The sequence below is a fragment of the Pseudomonas sp. SID14000 genome (assembly GCF_002165135.1).
GTDB lineage: Bacteria > Pseudomonadota > Gammaproteobacteria > Pseudomonadales > Pseudomonadaceae > Aquipseudomonas.
In genome coordinates, this window is the sequence record NZ_NFZQ01000006.1 from 329,038 (window position 1) to 345,341 (window position 16,304).

The 16,304-nt window shown below is 62.7% G+C and carries 13 protein-coding genes; 6 read left to right on the forward strand and 7 right to left on the reverse strand.

Features of this window, described 5'->3' with window-relative positions:
- Positions 1 to 95: 95 nt before the first annotated feature.
- The gene (locus tag CAY82_RS11800) at positions 96 to 1,844 is read right to left on the reverse strand and encodes a BCCT family transporter (protein WP_087501355.1); all 1,749 of its coding nucleotides are present in this window, start codon (positions 1,842 to 1,844) and stop codon (positions 96 to 98) included.
- A gap of 315 nt (positions 1,845 to 2,159) precedes the next feature.
- Between CAY82_RS11800 and CAY82_RS11805 the strand changes: the two genes are divergently transcribed.
- The 4 genes from CAY82_RS11805 (at position 2,160) to CAY82_RS11820 (ending at position 4,336) form a co-directional block, all read left to right on the forward strand.
- Positions 2,160 to 2,477 (forward strand): hypothetical protein, encoded by a 318-nt coding sequence (locus CAY82_RS11805; protein ID WP_087501356.1) that lies wholly within the window; start codon positions 2,160 to 2,162, stop codon positions 2,475 to 2,477.
- Positions 2,478 to 2,485: 8 nt separating this feature from the next.
- A complete protein-coding gene (locus CAY82_RS11810; RefSeq protein ID WP_087501357.1) occupies positions 2,486 to 2,686 on the forward strand; it encodes a DUF1289 domain-containing protein in 201 nt (66 codons plus the stop codon).
- A 50-nt stretch (positions 2,687 to 2,736) separates the two neighbouring features.
- On the forward strand, positions 2,737 to 3,378 hold the full coding sequence (locus CAY82_RS11815) for a LysE family translocator (protein WP_087501358.1): 642 nt from the start codon (positions 2,737 to 2,739) through the stop codon (positions 3,376 to 3,378).
- Positions 3,379 to 3,544: 166 nt separating this feature from the next.
- Positions 3,545 to 4,336, forward strand: a complete 792-nt coding sequence (locus tag CAY82_RS11820) for an ABC transporter substrate-binding protein (protein ID WP_087501374.1) — start codon at positions 3,545 to 3,547, stop codon at positions 4,334 to 4,336.
- A 21-nt stretch (positions 4,337 to 4,357) separates the two neighbouring features.
- Here the strand turns inward: CAY82_RS11820 and CAY82_RS11825 are convergent, their stop codons facing one another.
- From CAY82_RS11825 to CAY82_RS11840, 4 genes are all read right to left on the reverse strand, one after another.
- Positions 4,358 to 5,377: an XdhC family protein gene (locus CAY82_RS11825; RefSeq protein ID WP_087501359.1), complete on the reverse strand. Its 1,020-nt coding sequence runs from the start codon at positions 5,375 to 5,377 to the stop codon at positions 4,358 to 4,360.
- 152 nt (positions 5,378 to 5,529) lie between these two features.
- Positions 5,530 to 6,873, reverse strand: a complete 1,344-nt coding sequence (locus CAY82_RS11830) for a cytochrome c (RefSeq protein ID WP_087501360.1) — start codon at positions 6,871 to 6,873, stop codon at positions 5,530 to 5,532.
- A gap of 17 nt (positions 6,874 to 6,890) precedes the next feature.
- Entirely contained in the window at positions 6,891 to 9,140 is a 2,250-nt protein-coding gene (locus CAY82_RS11835; protein ID WP_087501361.1) for a molybdopterin cofactor-binding domain-containing protein, read from the reverse strand.
- Positions 9,140 to 9,595, reverse strand: coding sequence for a (2Fe-2S)-binding protein (locus CAY82_RS11840; RefSeq protein ID WP_003259224.1), 456 nt, complete (start codon positions 9,593 to 9,595; stop codon positions 9,140 to 9,142). The genes CAY82_RS11835 and CAY82_RS11840 overlap by 1 nt, the downstream gene beginning before the upstream one ends.
- A 246-nt stretch (positions 9,596 to 9,841) precedes the next feature.
- Between CAY82_RS11840 and CAY82_RS11845 the strand changes: the two genes are divergently transcribed.
- Positions 9,842 to 12,028 carry an OsmC domain/YcaO domain-containing protein gene (locus CAY82_RS11845; protein ID WP_087501362.1) on the forward strand — a complete coding sequence of 729 codons (2,187 nt, stop codon included), beginning with the start codon at positions 9,842 to 9,844 and terminating at the stop codon, positions 12,026 to 12,028.
- A 350-nt stretch (positions 12,029 to 12,378) separates the two neighbouring features.
- The gene (locus CAY82_RS11850) at positions 12,379 to 13,191 is read left to right on the forward strand and encodes a class I SAM-dependent methyltransferase (protein ID WP_087501363.1); all 813 of its coding nucleotides are present in this window, start codon (positions 12,379 to 12,381) and stop codon (positions 13,189 to 13,191) included.
- Here the strand turns inward: CAY82_RS11850 and CAY82_RS11855 are convergent.
- Together CAY82_RS11855 and CAY82_RS11860 are read right to left on the reverse strand one after the other, a co-directional pair.
- On the reverse strand, positions 13,178 to 14,053 hold the full coding sequence (locus CAY82_RS11855) for a hypothetical protein (protein ID WP_087501364.1): 876 nt from the start codon (positions 14,051 to 14,053) through the stop codon (positions 13,178 to 13,180). The two genes, CAY82_RS11850 and CAY82_RS11855, sit on opposite strands and share 14 nt — an antisense overlap.
- Before the next feature lie 2 nt (positions 14,054 to 14,055).
- Positions 14,056 to 16,304 (reverse strand): T6SS effector BTH_I2691 family protein (locus CAY82_RS11860; protein WP_087501375.1); only part of this gene is annotated, 2,249 nt, incomplete at its 5' end.

Sequence of the window (16,304 nt, forward strand, 5' to 3'; positions counted from 1 at the left end):
AGGGGACGCACACAATTGCCACCTTCTGTGCCGTACCTGTGGGGCTTGCCAGCGATGGGCCGCAAAGCGGCCCCGGCTTCCTCTGATTGGCCCGATCAGTTGCCGGTCACTTCGGCCTCTGCCGCCGCCACCTTGGCCGAAGCCTTCTTTTCCTGCACCACGATGTAGAACTCTTCGCCATGCTTCACCGCGCCATACAGCACGGCCTTTTCGATCAGCTCGTTGCCTCGCAGGTGGCGCAGCATCATCGGGTCCTTGCGCAGGTCGCGGTACAGCGCCAGGCACAGCAGCACCATCACCACCACGAATGGCAGGGCCACGACGATAGTCAGGTTCTGCAGGCCTGTCAGCGCCTCGCCGGGGGCGCGCGGGTCGCCGATCGCCAGCATGATTGCCGCCACCGTACCGGTCAGCGCGCCCCAGAAGATCACCGTGCGCCGTGATGGCGTGGTGGTGCCGTGCTCCGATAGCGTGCCCATCACCAGTGACGCCGCGTCGGCACCGGAAACGAAGAAGATACCCACCAGAACCATCACCAGCACTGAAGTCGCCGACGCCAGTGGGTAGCTGTCCAGCAGCTGGTACAGCGCGTGGTTGCTGTTGACCGCACCATTGGCCAGCTGGAAGGCGCCTTCGCGCAGGGCGTCGATACCCGCGCCGCCAAAAATGGTGAACCACACCAGGCTGACCAGGCTCGGTACCAGCAGCACCCCGGTGACGAACTGACGGATGGTTCGGCCGCGGCTGATGCGGGCGATGAACATGCCCACGAACGGCGTCCAGGAAATCCACCAGGCCCAGTAGAACACGGTCCAGCCGGCCAGCCAGTTGTTCATCTGCTCACCGCCGCTGGCGTTGGTGCGAGCCATCATTTCCGGCAGCATCTTGACGTAGATGCCGATCGAGGTCGGCAGCAGGTTGAGCATCAGCAGTGTCGGGCCGACCATGAACACGAATAACGCCAGCACCAGTGCCAGCACCATGTTGGTGTTGGATAGCCACTGGATTCCCTTGCCGATGCCCGATACCGCCGAGGTGACGAAGGCAATGGTCAGCAAGGTGATGATCGAGATGTAGAACAGCTTGCCGGGGCTTTCGATCCAGCCGTTGTATTCCAGGCCACCGGCGATCTGCAGCGCGCCGAGGCCCAGTGAGGCAGCCGAGCCGAACAGCGTGGCGAAGATCGCCATCATGTCGATCAGACGGCCGAGCGGGCCGTTGGCGTGCTTGCCGATCAACGGCCGGAAGGCGGCGGAAATCAGCTGCGAGCGACCGCGGCGGAAGGTGCCGTAGGCAATCACCAGGCCGACGATGGCGTACATGGCCCAGGGATGCAGAGTCCAGTGGAACAGTGTGGTGGCCATGGCCACCTGCACCGCTTCGCTGGACTGCCCGGTGGTCGACCCAGGCGGTGGCGACACATAGTGCGATAGCGGCTCGGCCACGCCGAAGAACATCAGGCCGATGCCCATGCCGGCGCTGAACATCATCGCCACCCAGGACACCGTGCGGAATTCTGGCTGTTCGCCATCACGGCCCAGCGGGACCCGCCCGTAACGGCTGGCGGCCAGCCACAGCACAAACACCACGAACAGGGTGGAGGTAAGCACGAAGAACCAGCCGAAGTTGAGAATGACCCAGGATTGCGCGCTGGAGGCGCGGCTGGCGAGGCTGGCCTGGTTGAGGAAGCCCCAGAGGACGAAAGCGATTGCCAGGAGGCTGGTGAAGCCAAAGACGATCCAGTCGAGCTTGCCCTCGAAATGCCGGTCCTGGCGTGCTTCTGCGGTTTTCGAGGGGTCCGTCACGCCAAGGTCGAGCGTTTCGGTGATGTGTTCCTTTGCCATGAATGATGAGGCCCCTTTCTGGCTTACCTGCAGGTGCAGGCTTGTTGTTGTGTGGGCTACCGAGTTCGATGACTGCCCCGGCGAGGAGATTGCTGGCGCGATTATCCTGCGCAGGAAACGGCGGTTCCTGTCCCGATAACGCCCCGGGGCGTCCATTACGCGACCTGCCAAATACTTTTAGTTCCGGGGGCGATGGCCCTTTCTGCCTCGCGTTCTGGTACCCTGATGGGCATTCCCCGGGCCTGCACATCCGAGCACCGTAGAAGCGCTGCTGCTTGTGGGCCTGGCCGCACCAGGAAACGGAGATTCGTCAAAATGGCCACTGACCGTGTGAGCCTGATTCATTTCGATAAATTGAGCATGAGCCCTGCCGCTGCCGATCGGTTCCAGAAAGCCCTCGACGCGCTGGAAGCGCTCAAGCTGCAGGACCGTTACGTGTACCTCATCGCTCCTTATCTGGGTGATATCGCTGACGCCTCCGACCGCGAACAACTGGCCACCGCACTGGAGCAGGGCTTGCGCGTGGTCGACGAGCTACTGGCTGCCAGGTCGGTTACCAAGGTCAAGGCCGAGGAAGTACGCCAGGTGTTCCACGGCGCCGCCGAGCGTGCACGGGCAGAAATGCCCGGCTGAGTGGCGGCATGGCCAAAGACATCGACAACCCTTGCGTATCGCTGTGCCAGCTCAACAGTGATTTGTGCGTGAGCTGCGGCCGCACCCGTGACGAAATCCGCAAATGGCGGGGCATGAAGCGTCCCGAGAAGATGGCCACCGTGCAGCGGGCGGCAACGCGGATGAAGGCTATCGCCAAGAAGGTGGCCAAGCGGCAGAATGCCGACTGAACCTGCGTGCCCTGCACGCGGCCTCTCCTGATTGTCTGACGAGCCTGAAAATGGATACTCACTCGCTGTTTGCTTTTACCCTGGTCGCTGCAATCGCGATCGCCAGCCCCGGCCCTGCCACCCTGATGGCCATCAACAACAGCCTGGCCCATGGCCAGCGCAGCGCTATCTGGTCGTCGCTGGGCAATGGCTCGGGCCTGTTCTGTCTGTCGGCTGCCGCCATGCTGGGGCTGGGGGCGTTACTGGCCAGTTCCGAAATGCTGTTCAATGCCGTGAAGATCCTGGGGGCGGGCTACCTGTTCTATCTGGGGGCGCGGCAATTGCTGAAAAAGAGCCCGATGCTGGCGCAGGGCACCGTAGAGGGTGTGGCCAAGGTCCGGCCCACGCGGCTGAAGCTATACAAGTCGGCCTTCCTTACGGCGGTGACCAACCCCAAGGCGACGATGTTCTTCACCGCGCTGTTCCCGCAATTCATCGACCAAGGGGCGGCCTTGCTACCGCAGTTCCTGATCCTGACCGGGATATTCGTGGCCTTGTCGCTGGTTTCGCTGAGCCTGTATGCCGCGCTTGCGGCGCGGGCCAAGGGCGTGCTGAGCCGGCCGTCGCTGTCGCGCTGGGTGAGCCGGGTAGTGGGCACGACCTTCATCGGTTTTGGCGCGGCGATCCTGGCGATGCGCCGGCAAGGGGCCTGAAATACGAGGGCCGCTTCTTCTGGCCGATAAAAGGCCAACCTGATGGCCGTACATGGTCCAGACTGTCTACAGCACGCACAGATGGATGCTGCAGTCGACCACAGGATGTGGCAGTCTTTGGCCACCGCTCCGGGTCTGCGGATGTTACATGTGCCGAGGGTTGTCGATAATGGAGCGCTGCTTTCGCCACGCTTTGCTGCTGTTGCCGTGCCTGTTGCTGCTGCCGTCGGCGGCGGCAGCGCTTGAGGAGTGCCGGCGGCTAACCGCCACCGGCAACCCGGAATACCCCCCCTATCTGTGGCGCGACCCACAAAACCCCCAGCAACTGATCGGTGCCAATGCCGACCTGCTCAAGTACCTGGGCAAGCAGTTGGGGCTGGAAATCGAGGTGGTCTACGGCGGGCCGTGGTCGCGCGCCCAGGAAGAAGTGCGCACGGGACGGATCGACCTGATGGCCGGGTATTTCCTGACCAAGGCCCGCCAGCAACAAATGGATTTCATTGCCCCGCCATTCCTGCATACGCCCAGCGTGGTCTGGGTGCGTCAGGACAATGCCTTTGCCTACCAGCAATGGGCCGATCTGAAGGGCCGAAAAGGCGGCACGCTGGTCAACAACAGCCACGGCCAGCAGTTCGACGACTACGCCAGGGCCAACCTCACCCTCGAAGCGGTACCCGGTGCCAGGCAGGCGTTCGAGAAGTTGATGCACAAGCGCAGCGATTACGTGGTGTACGAGCAGTACCCCGGCATGGCGCTGGCGCGCACCCTGGGGATTGCCGGTACTGTACAGGTGCTGGAGCCACCGATATCCAGTGAAGGGCTGTATCTGGCACTGTCCCATTACTCGCCCTGCAACCAGCCACAACTGCGTGAGGCGCTGGCGAGGGAGATGGAAAAGATCGTTGCCGGGGCGCTGCCGGAGCAGTTGTTGCAGCAAAACCTGGAGCGTTGGCAATAAATAGCAGCCTGGTATGCGCTCCTACAGGGCCCGCGCCAGCTGCTCGGCTTCCTTGGCCCGGGTCACGCTGACCGCGCCGGGCAGGCTGACATTGTTCTTCGCCGCGAGGATTTCGGCCATGACGCTGACGGCGATCTCGGCCGGGGTCTTGCTACCGATATAAATGCCGATAGGGCCGTGCAGGCGCTGCAACGACGCTTCGCTTTCGCCGAAGTGCTCGATCAGCCGCTCGCGACGAAGCTGGCTGTTGCGCCTTGAGCCGATGGCACCGATGTAGAACGCCGGGCTGTGCAGGGCTTCGAGCAGGGCCAGGTCATCCAGCTTGGGGTCGTGGCTGACGGCGACGATGGCGCTGCGCAGGTCCGGGGCGAAGGCGCGGACCACGTCGTCCGGCATGCCGGCCAGGCGGTTGACGCCGGCAACGTGCCAGCCTGCCGTGTACTCGGGGCGCGGGTCGCACAGTGAAACGTTGAAGCCATTGAACAGGGCCATGGTCGCCAGGTATTCGGCCAGCGCGCCGGCACCGATCAGCAGCAGACGGTAGCCGGGGCCGAGGGTGCTGAGCATGTGCTGGCCATCGAAGCTGAACAGTTCGGGCGTGGTGGTGGCGGTGAGGCCGGCTTTGCCGCTGCGCAGGTCGAGCTCACGGCGTACCAGGCTGCCGCTGTCGAGGCCGGCCAGCAGTTGCTCGAGGTTTTGCAACGACGGGGTGAATTCCAGCACCAGTTCGAGGGTACCGCCACAGGGCAGGCCGAAGCGGTGGGCCTCGTCGGCGCTGACACCATAGCGCACCACCTGGGGCAGGCCGCCGGGCATGCCGGGGCCGCCGTAGGCGCTGGTGTAGCGGTGGATGAGGTCGTCTTCGATGCAGCCGCCAGAAACACTGCCGACCACACGGCCGTCGCTGCGCAGGGCCATCATCGAGCCCACTGGGCGGGGGGAAGAGCCCCAGGTGCGAGCCACCGTGGCGAGCAGGACGCGGTGGCCGGCGGCGAGCCAGTCTCGGGTGGTGCGCAGGACGAGCAGGTCGATGCTTTCCATGGGGACTCCGTTAAACCTGATGTTCAAGGGTGGCAGTTCCGGCCTCTTCGCGGGCTTGCCCGCTCCCACAGGATTTGCACTAGTCATCAGTGCCTGTGCAGTACCTGTGGGAGCGGGTTCACCCGCGAAGAGGCCAGTACAGCCACCAAATTTCATCGCATGTGCAAAATGATCGGGCTACTGCTGGCCGGGTCGGTATGCCCACGCAACTTGCCCACCGCCTGCGCGTTCACTGCACCGCCATTGTTCCCCCAGGCACTGCGCACGAAACCCAGCACATCAGCGATTTCCTGGTCGCTCAATTGCTCACGGAAGGCCGGCATGCGATAGGCATCGGGCAACCCGTCCGTCACCACCCGCTGCGAACCATTGAGGGTGATATTGATCGCCGAGGCGTCTTCCTTGGCCAGTGCCGAGGTAGCGCCGGCCAAGGGTGGCATCCATTCGGCCTGGCCCTTGCCGTCCAGGCCGTGGCACGACGCACAGCGGGTTACATAGGTATGTGCCCCAGGGCGATCGAGCCGCGCTGCCGCCGATTCGGCCTGGTACTGCCACGACGCGCCGTCGCGTTGCGGGTCCCCGGGCAGCGACTTCAGGTAGTGGGCGATGGCGGCCAGGTCCTCGTCGCTCATGAACTGCGTGGAGTTGTTGAAGGCCTCGGTCATCGAGCCAAATACCACCGCGTGCCGATTGCGCCCGGTCCTCAGGAACTGCGTTATTTCCGCCTCGCTCCAGCGCCCCAGCCCGGTGTTGGGGTCGGCACGCAGGCTAGGTGCATACCAGCCATCGAGCAGTGCGCCAGCGAGGAACGGCTTGCCGCTGTCATCCAGGGCCTTTTCGTTGAAGGCCAGGCCGCGCGGGGTATGGCAACTGCCGCAGTGGCCGGGGCCCTGGACGATGTAGGCGCCGCGGTTCCACTGCGCATCCTGCCCGGCCTGACCGGTGTATGGCGTGGTGGCGGCGAACAGGCCGTTCCACAAGGCGATGGGCCACCGCAGGTTCAGTGGCCAGGGAATGTCGCTGGTCAGGTTGGCCTGCTGCACAGGTCGCACGCTGTGCATGAAGAAGGCGTACAGCGCCTTTACATCGTCATCGCTGAGCTTGGCGTAGGACGGGTAGGGCATGGCCGGGTAAAGCCGCCGGCCACCGGGCGCGACGCCCTGGCGTACGGCGCGATCGAAGTCGGCCAGGCTGTAGTGACCGATGCCGGTGTCGCGGTCGGGGGTAATGTTGGTGGCGTGGATCGCCCCCAGCGGGGTGGCCATTTCCAGCCCGCCGGCGAACGGTTTGCCGTCCGGCAGGCTGTGGCAGGCCACGCAGTCGCTGAGCCGGGCCACGTACTCGCCACGGCTGACCAGTGCCGGGTCGGCGGCCGTGGCTTGCGCGTCGGCAAATGGCGAGGCGGGCTCGCGGGTGACGTACCAGGCCAGCAGGCCTGCTGCGACCAGGCACGGCAGCGCCAGCCAGCCAGCGGTTCTTGCGAAACGATGGGTCATGGGGCGTCCTTGTGTGCTCAGCTGAAGGTATGGCTGCTCAATGGAAGGCTGCGTGCGCGCTGGCCAATGAGCTGCGCGACTGCGTTGACCACTGCCGGTGCCACCGCGGGCAACGGTGGTTCTCCGATTCCGCCCATCTTCGCCCCGCTTTCGACAATGCGCATATGCACCCTGGCCATGCGCGACGGCGGCAGGATCGGGTACAGGTCGTAGTTGCGTGCGCGCGGCTTGCCCTCCACGTACACCGCTTCCTCCAGCAGCGTCTGCGACAGGCCCAGAGCTACGGCACCGTTGACCTGGTGTTCGATGATCGCCGGGTTGACGATGCTGCCCGGGTCGATGGCCTGCCAGATGTCGTGCACCTTGACCTGGCCGTTCTCGATCGACACCTCGGCAATGACCGCTGCTTCCGAGCCGAACGGCGAGGCCATGGCCACGCCGCGCGCCCGCTTGCTGCCATCCTCGGCGGTGAACGGCCCGCGCTTCCAGCCGCCGGAAAGCTCGGCGACGGCCTGCAACAGGTTGGTCAGGCGCGGATTGTCGCGCAGCAGGTGCAGGCGCAGTTCGAACGGGTCCTTGCCGCCTTTGTCGGCCAGTTCGTCGAGGAACGACTCATAGAAGAAATCGTTCAGCGAGTTGCCCACCGAGCGCCAGTAGCCGAGCATGGCAGGGCCTTTTACGTAGATCTGCGCGATGCGCTTGTTGGCGATGGCGTAGGCCTTGCCCGACAAGCCTTCGAGCGCGGTCGGGTCGAGTTTTTCGCCTTGCTTGCCAGCGATGGCTTCGGTCGGGCCTTCGGTGGCGCTCACGGCTTCGAGGGCCACCGGCAAGCCGTCGGCATCCAGCCCGGCGCGGAACTTCACCACGGCGACCGGGCGCAGCACATCACGGAGGAATTCTTCTTCGCGGCTCCAGATGAGTTTCACCGGCCGGCCGACCGCCTTGGCCAAGGCAATGGCCTGCGGGTAGGGGTTGGCCGAGTCGTACAGGAAGTGGCGACCAAAGAAACCGCCCAGCAACGGCGAATGCAGGGTGATCTGCTCCGGGGGCAGGCCGGTGCGTTTGGCGATGTCGTCCCGGAACATGTCCGGGGCCTGGTTAGGCAGCCACACTTCCAGGGTGCCATCCGGGTTGAAGCGCGCCAGTGCAGACGGCGGCTCAAGCTGGGCGTGGTTGAGGTACTGGTTGTGGTAGGTTGCCTCGACCCGGGTCTTGGCACTGGCCAGCATGCCGGCCACATCGCCCTGGTTTTCGTCGTCGCGGGCCGGGCCCGTGACCGTGGCAAGGTGCTCGCGCCAGCCATCGCTGGAGAAATCGGCCGGCATCGGCCGTACCGGGCTGTCGGCCGCGGGCTCCTGCCAGTCCACCTGGATGGCTTCGACCGCGCGCTTGGCGTGCCACCAGCGTTCGGCAACCACGGCTACGGCACCCGGCAGCTGATGCACCGAATGCACGCCTTTCATGGCCTTGACCTGGTCTTCGTTGCGCAGGCTGCCGACGGTCATGCCCAGGCGTGGTGCGTGCTGCACGGCAGCGTGGAGCATGCCGTCGACCTTGATATCGATGCCGTATACGGCCTTGCCGGTGGACTTGTCGTAGGCATCCAGGCGACGTACCGGCTTGCCGATCCAGCGAAACTGGCTGGGATCGCGCAGCTTGACGCTGGCTGGGTCTGGCACCGGCAGGTCCATGGCGCGCCCGGCCAGTTCACCATAGGGGATGGAACGGCCAGTCGTGGTATGTACCACGTGACCTGGCGTGGTGGAGAGTTCTTCGACAGGCACGCCTAGTTGCTCGGCGCCCGCCTGCAGCAGCATGGCCCGGGCGAGGGCGCCCAGGCGACGCATGGTCGGGTAGCTCATGCGCACCGACATGCTGCCACCGGTAATGCGCATGCCGTTTTCCATCACCACATAGGCTTCTCCGGGCGGCGCGCTGTCGACCACGAAATTGGCCGGGTCTACGTCCAGCTCTTCACCCACGATCTGTGCCATGGCGGTGAAGGGGCCTTGCCCGCCTTCCATGAATGGGCTGAGCAGGCGCACTTTGCCGTCTGGGCGGATCTCCAGAAACGCCGGCACCTGGGTCCCGCGCTCCGGGGTTGCTGCGGCCGCTGCCTGCACGCGGGCCGACCCCATGGGCAGGCCGAAACCAAGCACCAGGGCACCGACAGCCGTACCAGCAAGAAAGCGTCGGCGCGACAGGTTGACCGTTTCGCCCTGCTGCAGCTTGAGCAGCTCGGCGGGGGTATCGACTGGTGTGTTCATCAGGCCTTCTCCCCTTGTGCCAGTTCATGCACGGCGGCATGGATGGCGTTGTAGGTGCCGCAGCGGCACAGGTTGACCATGGCTGCCTCAATCTGCGCGTCGCTGGGCTTGGGCGTGTGCTTGAGCAGTGCCGTGGCCGCCATCACCTGGCCGGACTGGCAGTAGCCGCACTGTGCCACCTGATGCTCGACCCAGGCCGCGACCACCCGTTTGCCGACCGCATCGGCCTCGATCGCCTCGATGGTGGTCACCTCGCGCCCGACCACCCCGGCCACCGGGGTGACGCAGGCGCGTACCACGTTGCCGTCCACCAGCACCGAGCAGGCGCCGCACTGGGCCAGGCCGCAGCCATATTTGGTGCCGGTAAGCCCCAGGTCATCGCGGATTACCCACAGCAAGGGCGTATCGGCGTCTGCCTCGACCTGGTAGGTCTTCTGGTTGATGCGTAGTTCCATGGTTCACCTGCCCGTCAACGGTTGTTGTCGTTTGGCTTTTTCTGATCGGGGAATACGGTGCTCCCCAGTGCAGAAACGCTAGCACAGCGAGGTGACCGAGGGTCTGCTGGCGGGGGCAGGTTCAGAGGATCAGGCAAGCAATTCGGTGGAATGCGCAAGCTGGGCACGCAAGCAGGACTTCCGGCGTGAAAACCCGGATAATGCCGGCCAATTTCGTTTTGCACGCTTAAATCACGGTAATCCCGCATGGAAATCAAGGTCAATTTTCTCGACAATCTCCGTCTCGAAGCCAAGTTCGACGACTTCACGGTGATCGCCGACCAACCGATCCGCTACAAGGGGGATGGCTCGGCCCCGGGGCCGTTCGACTATTTCCTGGCGTCTTCGGCCTTGTGCGCGGCTTACTTCGTCAAGCTGTACTGCCAGACTCGCGACATCCCTACCGAAAACATTCGCCTGTCGCAGAACAACATCGTCGACCCGGAAAACCGTTACAACCAGATCTTCAAGATCCAGGTCGAGCTGCCCGAGGACATTTCCGAGAAGGACCGCCAGGGCATCCTGCGCTCTATCGACCGTTGCACCGTCAAGAAGGTGGTGCAGACCGGCCCCGAGTTCGTGATCGAAGTGGTCGACAACCTCGATGCCGATGCCCAGGGCCTGCTGATGCCGGTGGCTGACACCAGCACCTACATCCCCGGCAAGGACCTGCCGCTGGAGCAGACCATTGCCAACATGTCGGGCATCCTCGCCGGGCTGGGCATGAAGATCGAGATCGCCTCGTGGCGCAACATCGTGCCCAACGTGTGGTCGCTGCACGTACGTGACGCCCAGTCGCCGATGTGCTTTACCAACGGCAAGGGTGCAACCAAGGAAGCCGCGCTGGCCTCGGCGCTGGGCGAGTTCATCGAGCGGTTGAACTGCAACTTCTTCTATAACGACCAGTTCTGGGGTGAGGACCTGGCCAACGCGCCGTTCGTGCACTACCCGAACGAGCAGTGGTTCAAGCCCGGCCCACGTGATGCGCTGCCGGTCGAGATCCTCGACGAGCACTGCCTGGCAATCTACAACCCGGACGGCGAGCTGCGCGGCTCGCACCTGTACGACACCAACTCGGGCAACACCGCGCGCGGCATCTGCTCGCTGCCGTTCGTGCGCCAGTCCGACCAGCAGGTGGTGTACTTCCCGTCCAACCTGATCGAGAACCTGTTCCTAAGCAACGGCATGAGCGCCGGTAACACCCTGGCCGAGGCACAGGTGCAGTGCCTGTCGGAGATCTTCGAGCGCGCCGTGAAGCGCGAAATCCTCGAAGGCGAGCTGTGCCTGCCGGATGTGCCGCAAGAGGTTCTGGCCAAGTACCCGGCCATCGTCGCCGGCATCCAGGGCCTGGAAGAGCAGGGCTTCCCGGTGCTGGTCAAGGATGCGTCGCTAGGTGGCGAGTTCCCGGTGATGTGCGTGACCCTGATGAACCCACGCACCGGCGGCGTGTTCGCCTCGTTCGGCGCCCACCCGAGCCTGGAAGTGGCGCTGGAGCGCAGCCTCACCGAACTGCTGCAGGGCCGCAGCTTCGAAGGCTTGAACGACCTGCCGCAACCGACCTTCGAAAGCCACGCGCTGACCGAGCCGAACAACTTCGTCGAGCATTTCATCGATTCCAGCGGCGTGGTGTCGTGGCGTTTCTTCAGCGCCAAGGCCGACTTCGAGTTCGTCGAGTGGGACTTTTCCGGCCACGGCGAGGATTCCAACGTGCAGGAGGCCGCGACCCTGTTCGGCATCCTCGAAGACCTGGGCAAGGAAGTGTACATGGCGGTGTACGACAACCTTGGCGCCACCGCCTGCCGTATCCTGGTGCCGGGCTACTCGGAGATCTATCCGGTCGAGGACCTGATCTGGGACAACACCAACCGCGCCTTGTCGTTCCGCGCCGACATTCTCAACCTGCACAGCCTGGACAACCGTTCCCTCAAGCTGCTGCTCAAGCGCCTGGACAACTGTGATGTGGATGACTACACCACCATCACCACGCTGATTGGCGTGGAGTTCGATGAGAACACGGTGTGGGGCCAGCTGACCATTCTTGAGCTGAAGCTGCTGATCTGCCTGGCGGTGCAGCGTTTCGAGGATGCCAAGGAACTGGTCGAGGCGTTCCTGCAGTTCAACGACAACACCGTCGAACGCGGCCTGTTCTACCAGGCGCTGAACGTGGTGCTGGAGGTGCTGCTGGACGACGAACTGGAAATGGAAGACTACGAAGCCAACTTCCGGCGCATGTTCGGTGACATACGCATGGATGCGGTGCTGGGTTCGGTGGACGGCAGCGTACGCTTCCATGGGCTGACCCCGACCAGCATGAAGCTCGAAGGCCTCGACCGCCATCTGCGCCTGATCGAGAGCTACAAGAAGCTGCATGCGGCCCGGGCCAGGTTCGTCTGATATCTGACAGGTATTCTTTCCTTCGCAGAACGCAAGGCCTTGTGGGAGCGGCCTTGTGTCGCGAAAGGGCTGCGTAGCAGCCCCAGGGTTACTGCGGTGATGCGAATATTGCTGGGGCCGCTGTGCGGCCCTTTCGCGACACAAGGCCGCTCCCACAGGGGTAGCATGAGCCAATAGAGCTCATATGCCTTTCATTTCTGGTGTTTACACCAAATCGATCTTGCTTCACCGCTTATTATTTCTTGCCGCTTCGCCCGCCAGGCGCGTAGCGTTTTGCTCCCATCCCCTCAATCCATGGCGCGTTGACCGCCAGAAGGACCTCGGCCGCGCACAACAAGAAGGCGCAGACCATGAGCACCCCTTTGGATACCAATGCCCTCAAAGCCCGCCAGCAAGCCGCATGGGCCAGCGGTGACTACGCGGTAATCGGCACCACCCTGCAACTGGTCGGCGAGCGCCTGGCCGAGGCCTGTGACCTGCGCTGGGACGAGCAGGTGCTGGATGTCGCCGCCGGCAACGGCAATGCCACCCTGGCTGCTGCCCGGCGCGGCTGCCGCGTCACCTCCACCGACTATGTGCCCGAACTGCTCAAGCGCGGTGAAGAACGTGCGCGGGCCGAGCACCTCAATGTGGTGTTCCAGACCGCCGATGCCGAAGCGCTGCCGTTTGCCGATGGAACCTACGATGCCGTGCTGTCCACCTTCGGCGTGATGTTCGCTCCCGACCAGGCCCAGGCCGCGCGCGAACTGAGCCGGGTGTGCCGGCCCGGTGGCCGGATCGGCCTGGCCAACTGGACACCGCAAGGGTTCGTCGGACAGATGTTCAAGACTCTCGGGAGGCACGTGCCGCCGCCAGCCGGGGCCTTGCCTCCCTCGCGCTGGGGCGACGAGGAACAACTGCGCGTGCTGTTCGAGGGAGCGCTTGGAGAGCTGAATGTCAGCCGCCAGCACTTCAACTTCCGCTATCGCTCGGCGGCGCATTTCATCGAGGTGTTCCGTACCTGGTACGGGCCGGTGCACAAGGCGTTTGCCTCGCTGGAGCCGGAGGCGGCCGGGGCGCTGGAGCGAGATCTGACCCAGTTGCTGAATGAAAACAATGTGGGGGGCTCTGCCTCATTGGTGGTGCCGAGTGAATACCTTGAGGTGGTGATCATTCGGGGTTAGCAGGCGCTCCTTCGAAGGCCTCGGCCGGTGGTGGCGCTGCACGGACATTGAAGAGTTTGCAGATGAAGTACCAGCAGATGGCGACGGTCAGGTTGTAAGGGAACAGCACGGCCCAGAACGGCAGTTGCCAGTTCTTCTTGCCCTGCATTTCACCGGGTTCGCCGGTTCGCCAGGGGGCGTAGTGGCGCCAGGCTTCTGCCGGGGTCAGGCAGATGGCGTGAAGCGGCTTGTGCCACCAGTTGGGTTCGCCAGGTGGAGGAAGTTTGTCCGGGCCGTGGTCCATGAAGTGGCGGAGGTATTCCCAGACTTCGGCGACGTGCTTGACGCCGGGTTCGGTGGGTTCGTTGCTGTCGACCCAGAGGCAATCCTTTTGGTGAAGGCTGCCGTCCTCTCCGCGAGGGGCGAAGGCGAGGGCATAGCTGGTGCTGAAGGATGAGCCGCCGTATTCGGTGCGTTTGAAAATTCCACCTCCCGTGTTGCTCCATTCAAAAACTAATACCTTACTCAAGCGCTGGTAGTAGATTTTTTGGGTTGCGCGGTTGAGGCAGAAACTTGATAGGCCTTTTATGAAGTAGATTCGATAGATCAGAAAAGGAGTGAATATGAAGGGTGCTGTTAAAAACAATAACAGCAATACAGTGTCTTCGGTGTATAGGTCTGGGATGCTTGGGAAGAGGTAGGAGTAAAAACCAATCAGTAGTGTGATCGTCATTGCGCAGTATAATTTCCCCATGAATACGGAATCTGTTACCCATGGATTTCGTAGGCATAAGGTATTTTTTGATACTTTTACCAGCTGCCCGCCAATGGCAGGTTCATGCCCGGAATCTGACGTTGAATTGAATATCCAGATGGTTGCCATGATCAGCGCTCAAGACGGAAAATTGACAGGATCTCATTGTCCTCATCCAACCCTTGATTGGCGTTATAGGCTAGATGCAGTGAGACATGATTTTGGGTGCCTAACGTGCTCTCGAAATGCAGAACTAAGCCAGCACCTGCAATGTGGCCGGTCGGGGCGATTGGAAAAACGTCCATCCCTTGGTCGTTACGGAGGGTGCTCAAGCTTCCTGACCATTCACTTACTCCAAGCACGAAGCCAGGCAGCAGCACTGTGAACTCAACGGTTGGTTGAGGTGTGGCTACTTCGTTGCGAGTGATAGCTGTCCAGCTTGGCGGAGACCAGTGATTGTTATGATGCCATCTGGTGTCGACTTTAGTTATACCGAGTGATTGGGCCTGCTCGGCGGATAATAGTTTCGGTCCGTAATGCTCACTATGCCAAGCTTTGATTTCTGCTTGTAGCGAGGTGAAAGCAGGAAGTTTCTTTTCATAGTTCAAGGTGATCTCAGGGCGCGCCTCCCCATCGTTGTTGCGATTACCGAAGACGCTACGTGCAGCCCAAAACTCAATTGGGCTGTGAAGTCGCTCATGTGCCTTGGCATGGAGGTAGAGGCCTCCTGCAATGATGGCTGTTCCTACGAGAACAAGGGCAGCTGCGGCCCATCCGGCGAAGGGCACAACCGATGTAGCACCCGCAACAGCAAGTCCGGCTTCAAGGACGACAGCAGAGCCAATAGCCATGGTTAATCCGCCAGCAATTGTGTATTTACTGGCAGTAGAGTCACCGTTGTTGAACTGGCGAAACCCCTTGGATCCATCAGAGAGCAGACTAAATACTATTGCAGGATATCCTGCTAAACGCGCAAACAAGTTACTGCTTAAGAATTTTATAATCCCGTTGCCAAAGGCCATGCCAGGCGCCGTTGAGCTCAACCTCAGCATGACGGCCTTTTGCGTTGCCCGCACGCTGACTAATGTCGCCGAGGCAGCACCAATCACCCCGAAAATCGATGAAGCGAACCCCATGGTGTATTCCGGTGCACCGCTCTGCTGCATGCTGTTGTAGGCGGTCTTGAGCGAGATCACGTTGAACCACAGCATCCCCGCGTTCAACCCACCGCCGCCGCCCGACGTGAGTAACCCGAGAAAGTTGGGTTTAGCTCGCGCGGTGGTGGTCAGCTCGATTGACACAGTCCGGCTTCCCGAGATGCGTAGCTCTTTCATCTCTTCAACCTGTGCCATACCGTTCTTCAGGTACTTCTCCACCTCCTGGCTAAAGGGATTGTCCCGGATGGCCTGCTCGGTGATCTGGTAACGCGCTGCCAGCAGTCCCAGCGCTTTCTCGGCATTGGCTTCGCGCGCCGCCAACAGCACCTGCTGACGCAGGCCATGACTGGCATCCCAGCGGGTCTGCCCACGCAGGCGCTTGAGCACGACGGTGTTGACCGACTGGGCAGTGAGATCGGTAATGTCAGCCATCGCCGGAAAACGGCCAGCCAACCCTTGGATCACGTTGTCACTGGCGCCGAACAGGCTGCCGATCGAATCTGCCTTGTCCTTGAACGGGTTGAACGGCGCCAGGGCGGTGTACAGCGGGCTGTCGTGCTGGTCCAGCCACTGCTCAAGGCGTTTGAGCCGCGGGTCCAGTTCTTCGGTGCCGGGCGCCGGCTGGCCCATCGGCTGAATCAGCAGCGCCAAAGCGATTTCCAGGCCACGGGCGGAAATGGCTTCGTCACGGTCGTAACAAGCCAAGGCGGCGGCCAGGCTGTAGGGGTTATCGACGTGCTCGGGTTCGGCGGTTCCGAGCCAGGCGTCATGATCGTGGCTGGCTTGCAAGGCCTGGTTGCGCAACGCGATGATCCGGCGTTCGAGTTCATCACGCTCGGTGAGGAAGCGCCGGTACTTGGCGAGGTCGAGGCGCTGTGCCAGACGGGCGCCGTTGGGGGAGTAGTCTTTGTGGGTGAGGGCCTGAAAACGTGACTCGGACGGCGACAGGGCGGGGCCGCGGCGCTCGGTGCCAAGCCGGAACTCGGCCAGTTCCGGTGAAGGGGCATCCGCCGGGTACAGGCTTTCCAGCGTCTTGTTCAGCAACATGGCCACCAGGTTACGGTGATGGAAATCGCGGCTTTGCACGCTCAGCTGTTCGGCATCCAGTTTGTAGCACGCCGGTACGCGTTCCTGTTCGGGCCCTTGTGCCGGTTTCATGTGTTCCAGCTGCTCGGCGGGCATCAGGTCGCGCAGTTGATGCTGATAGGCCGACACCGTCAGGC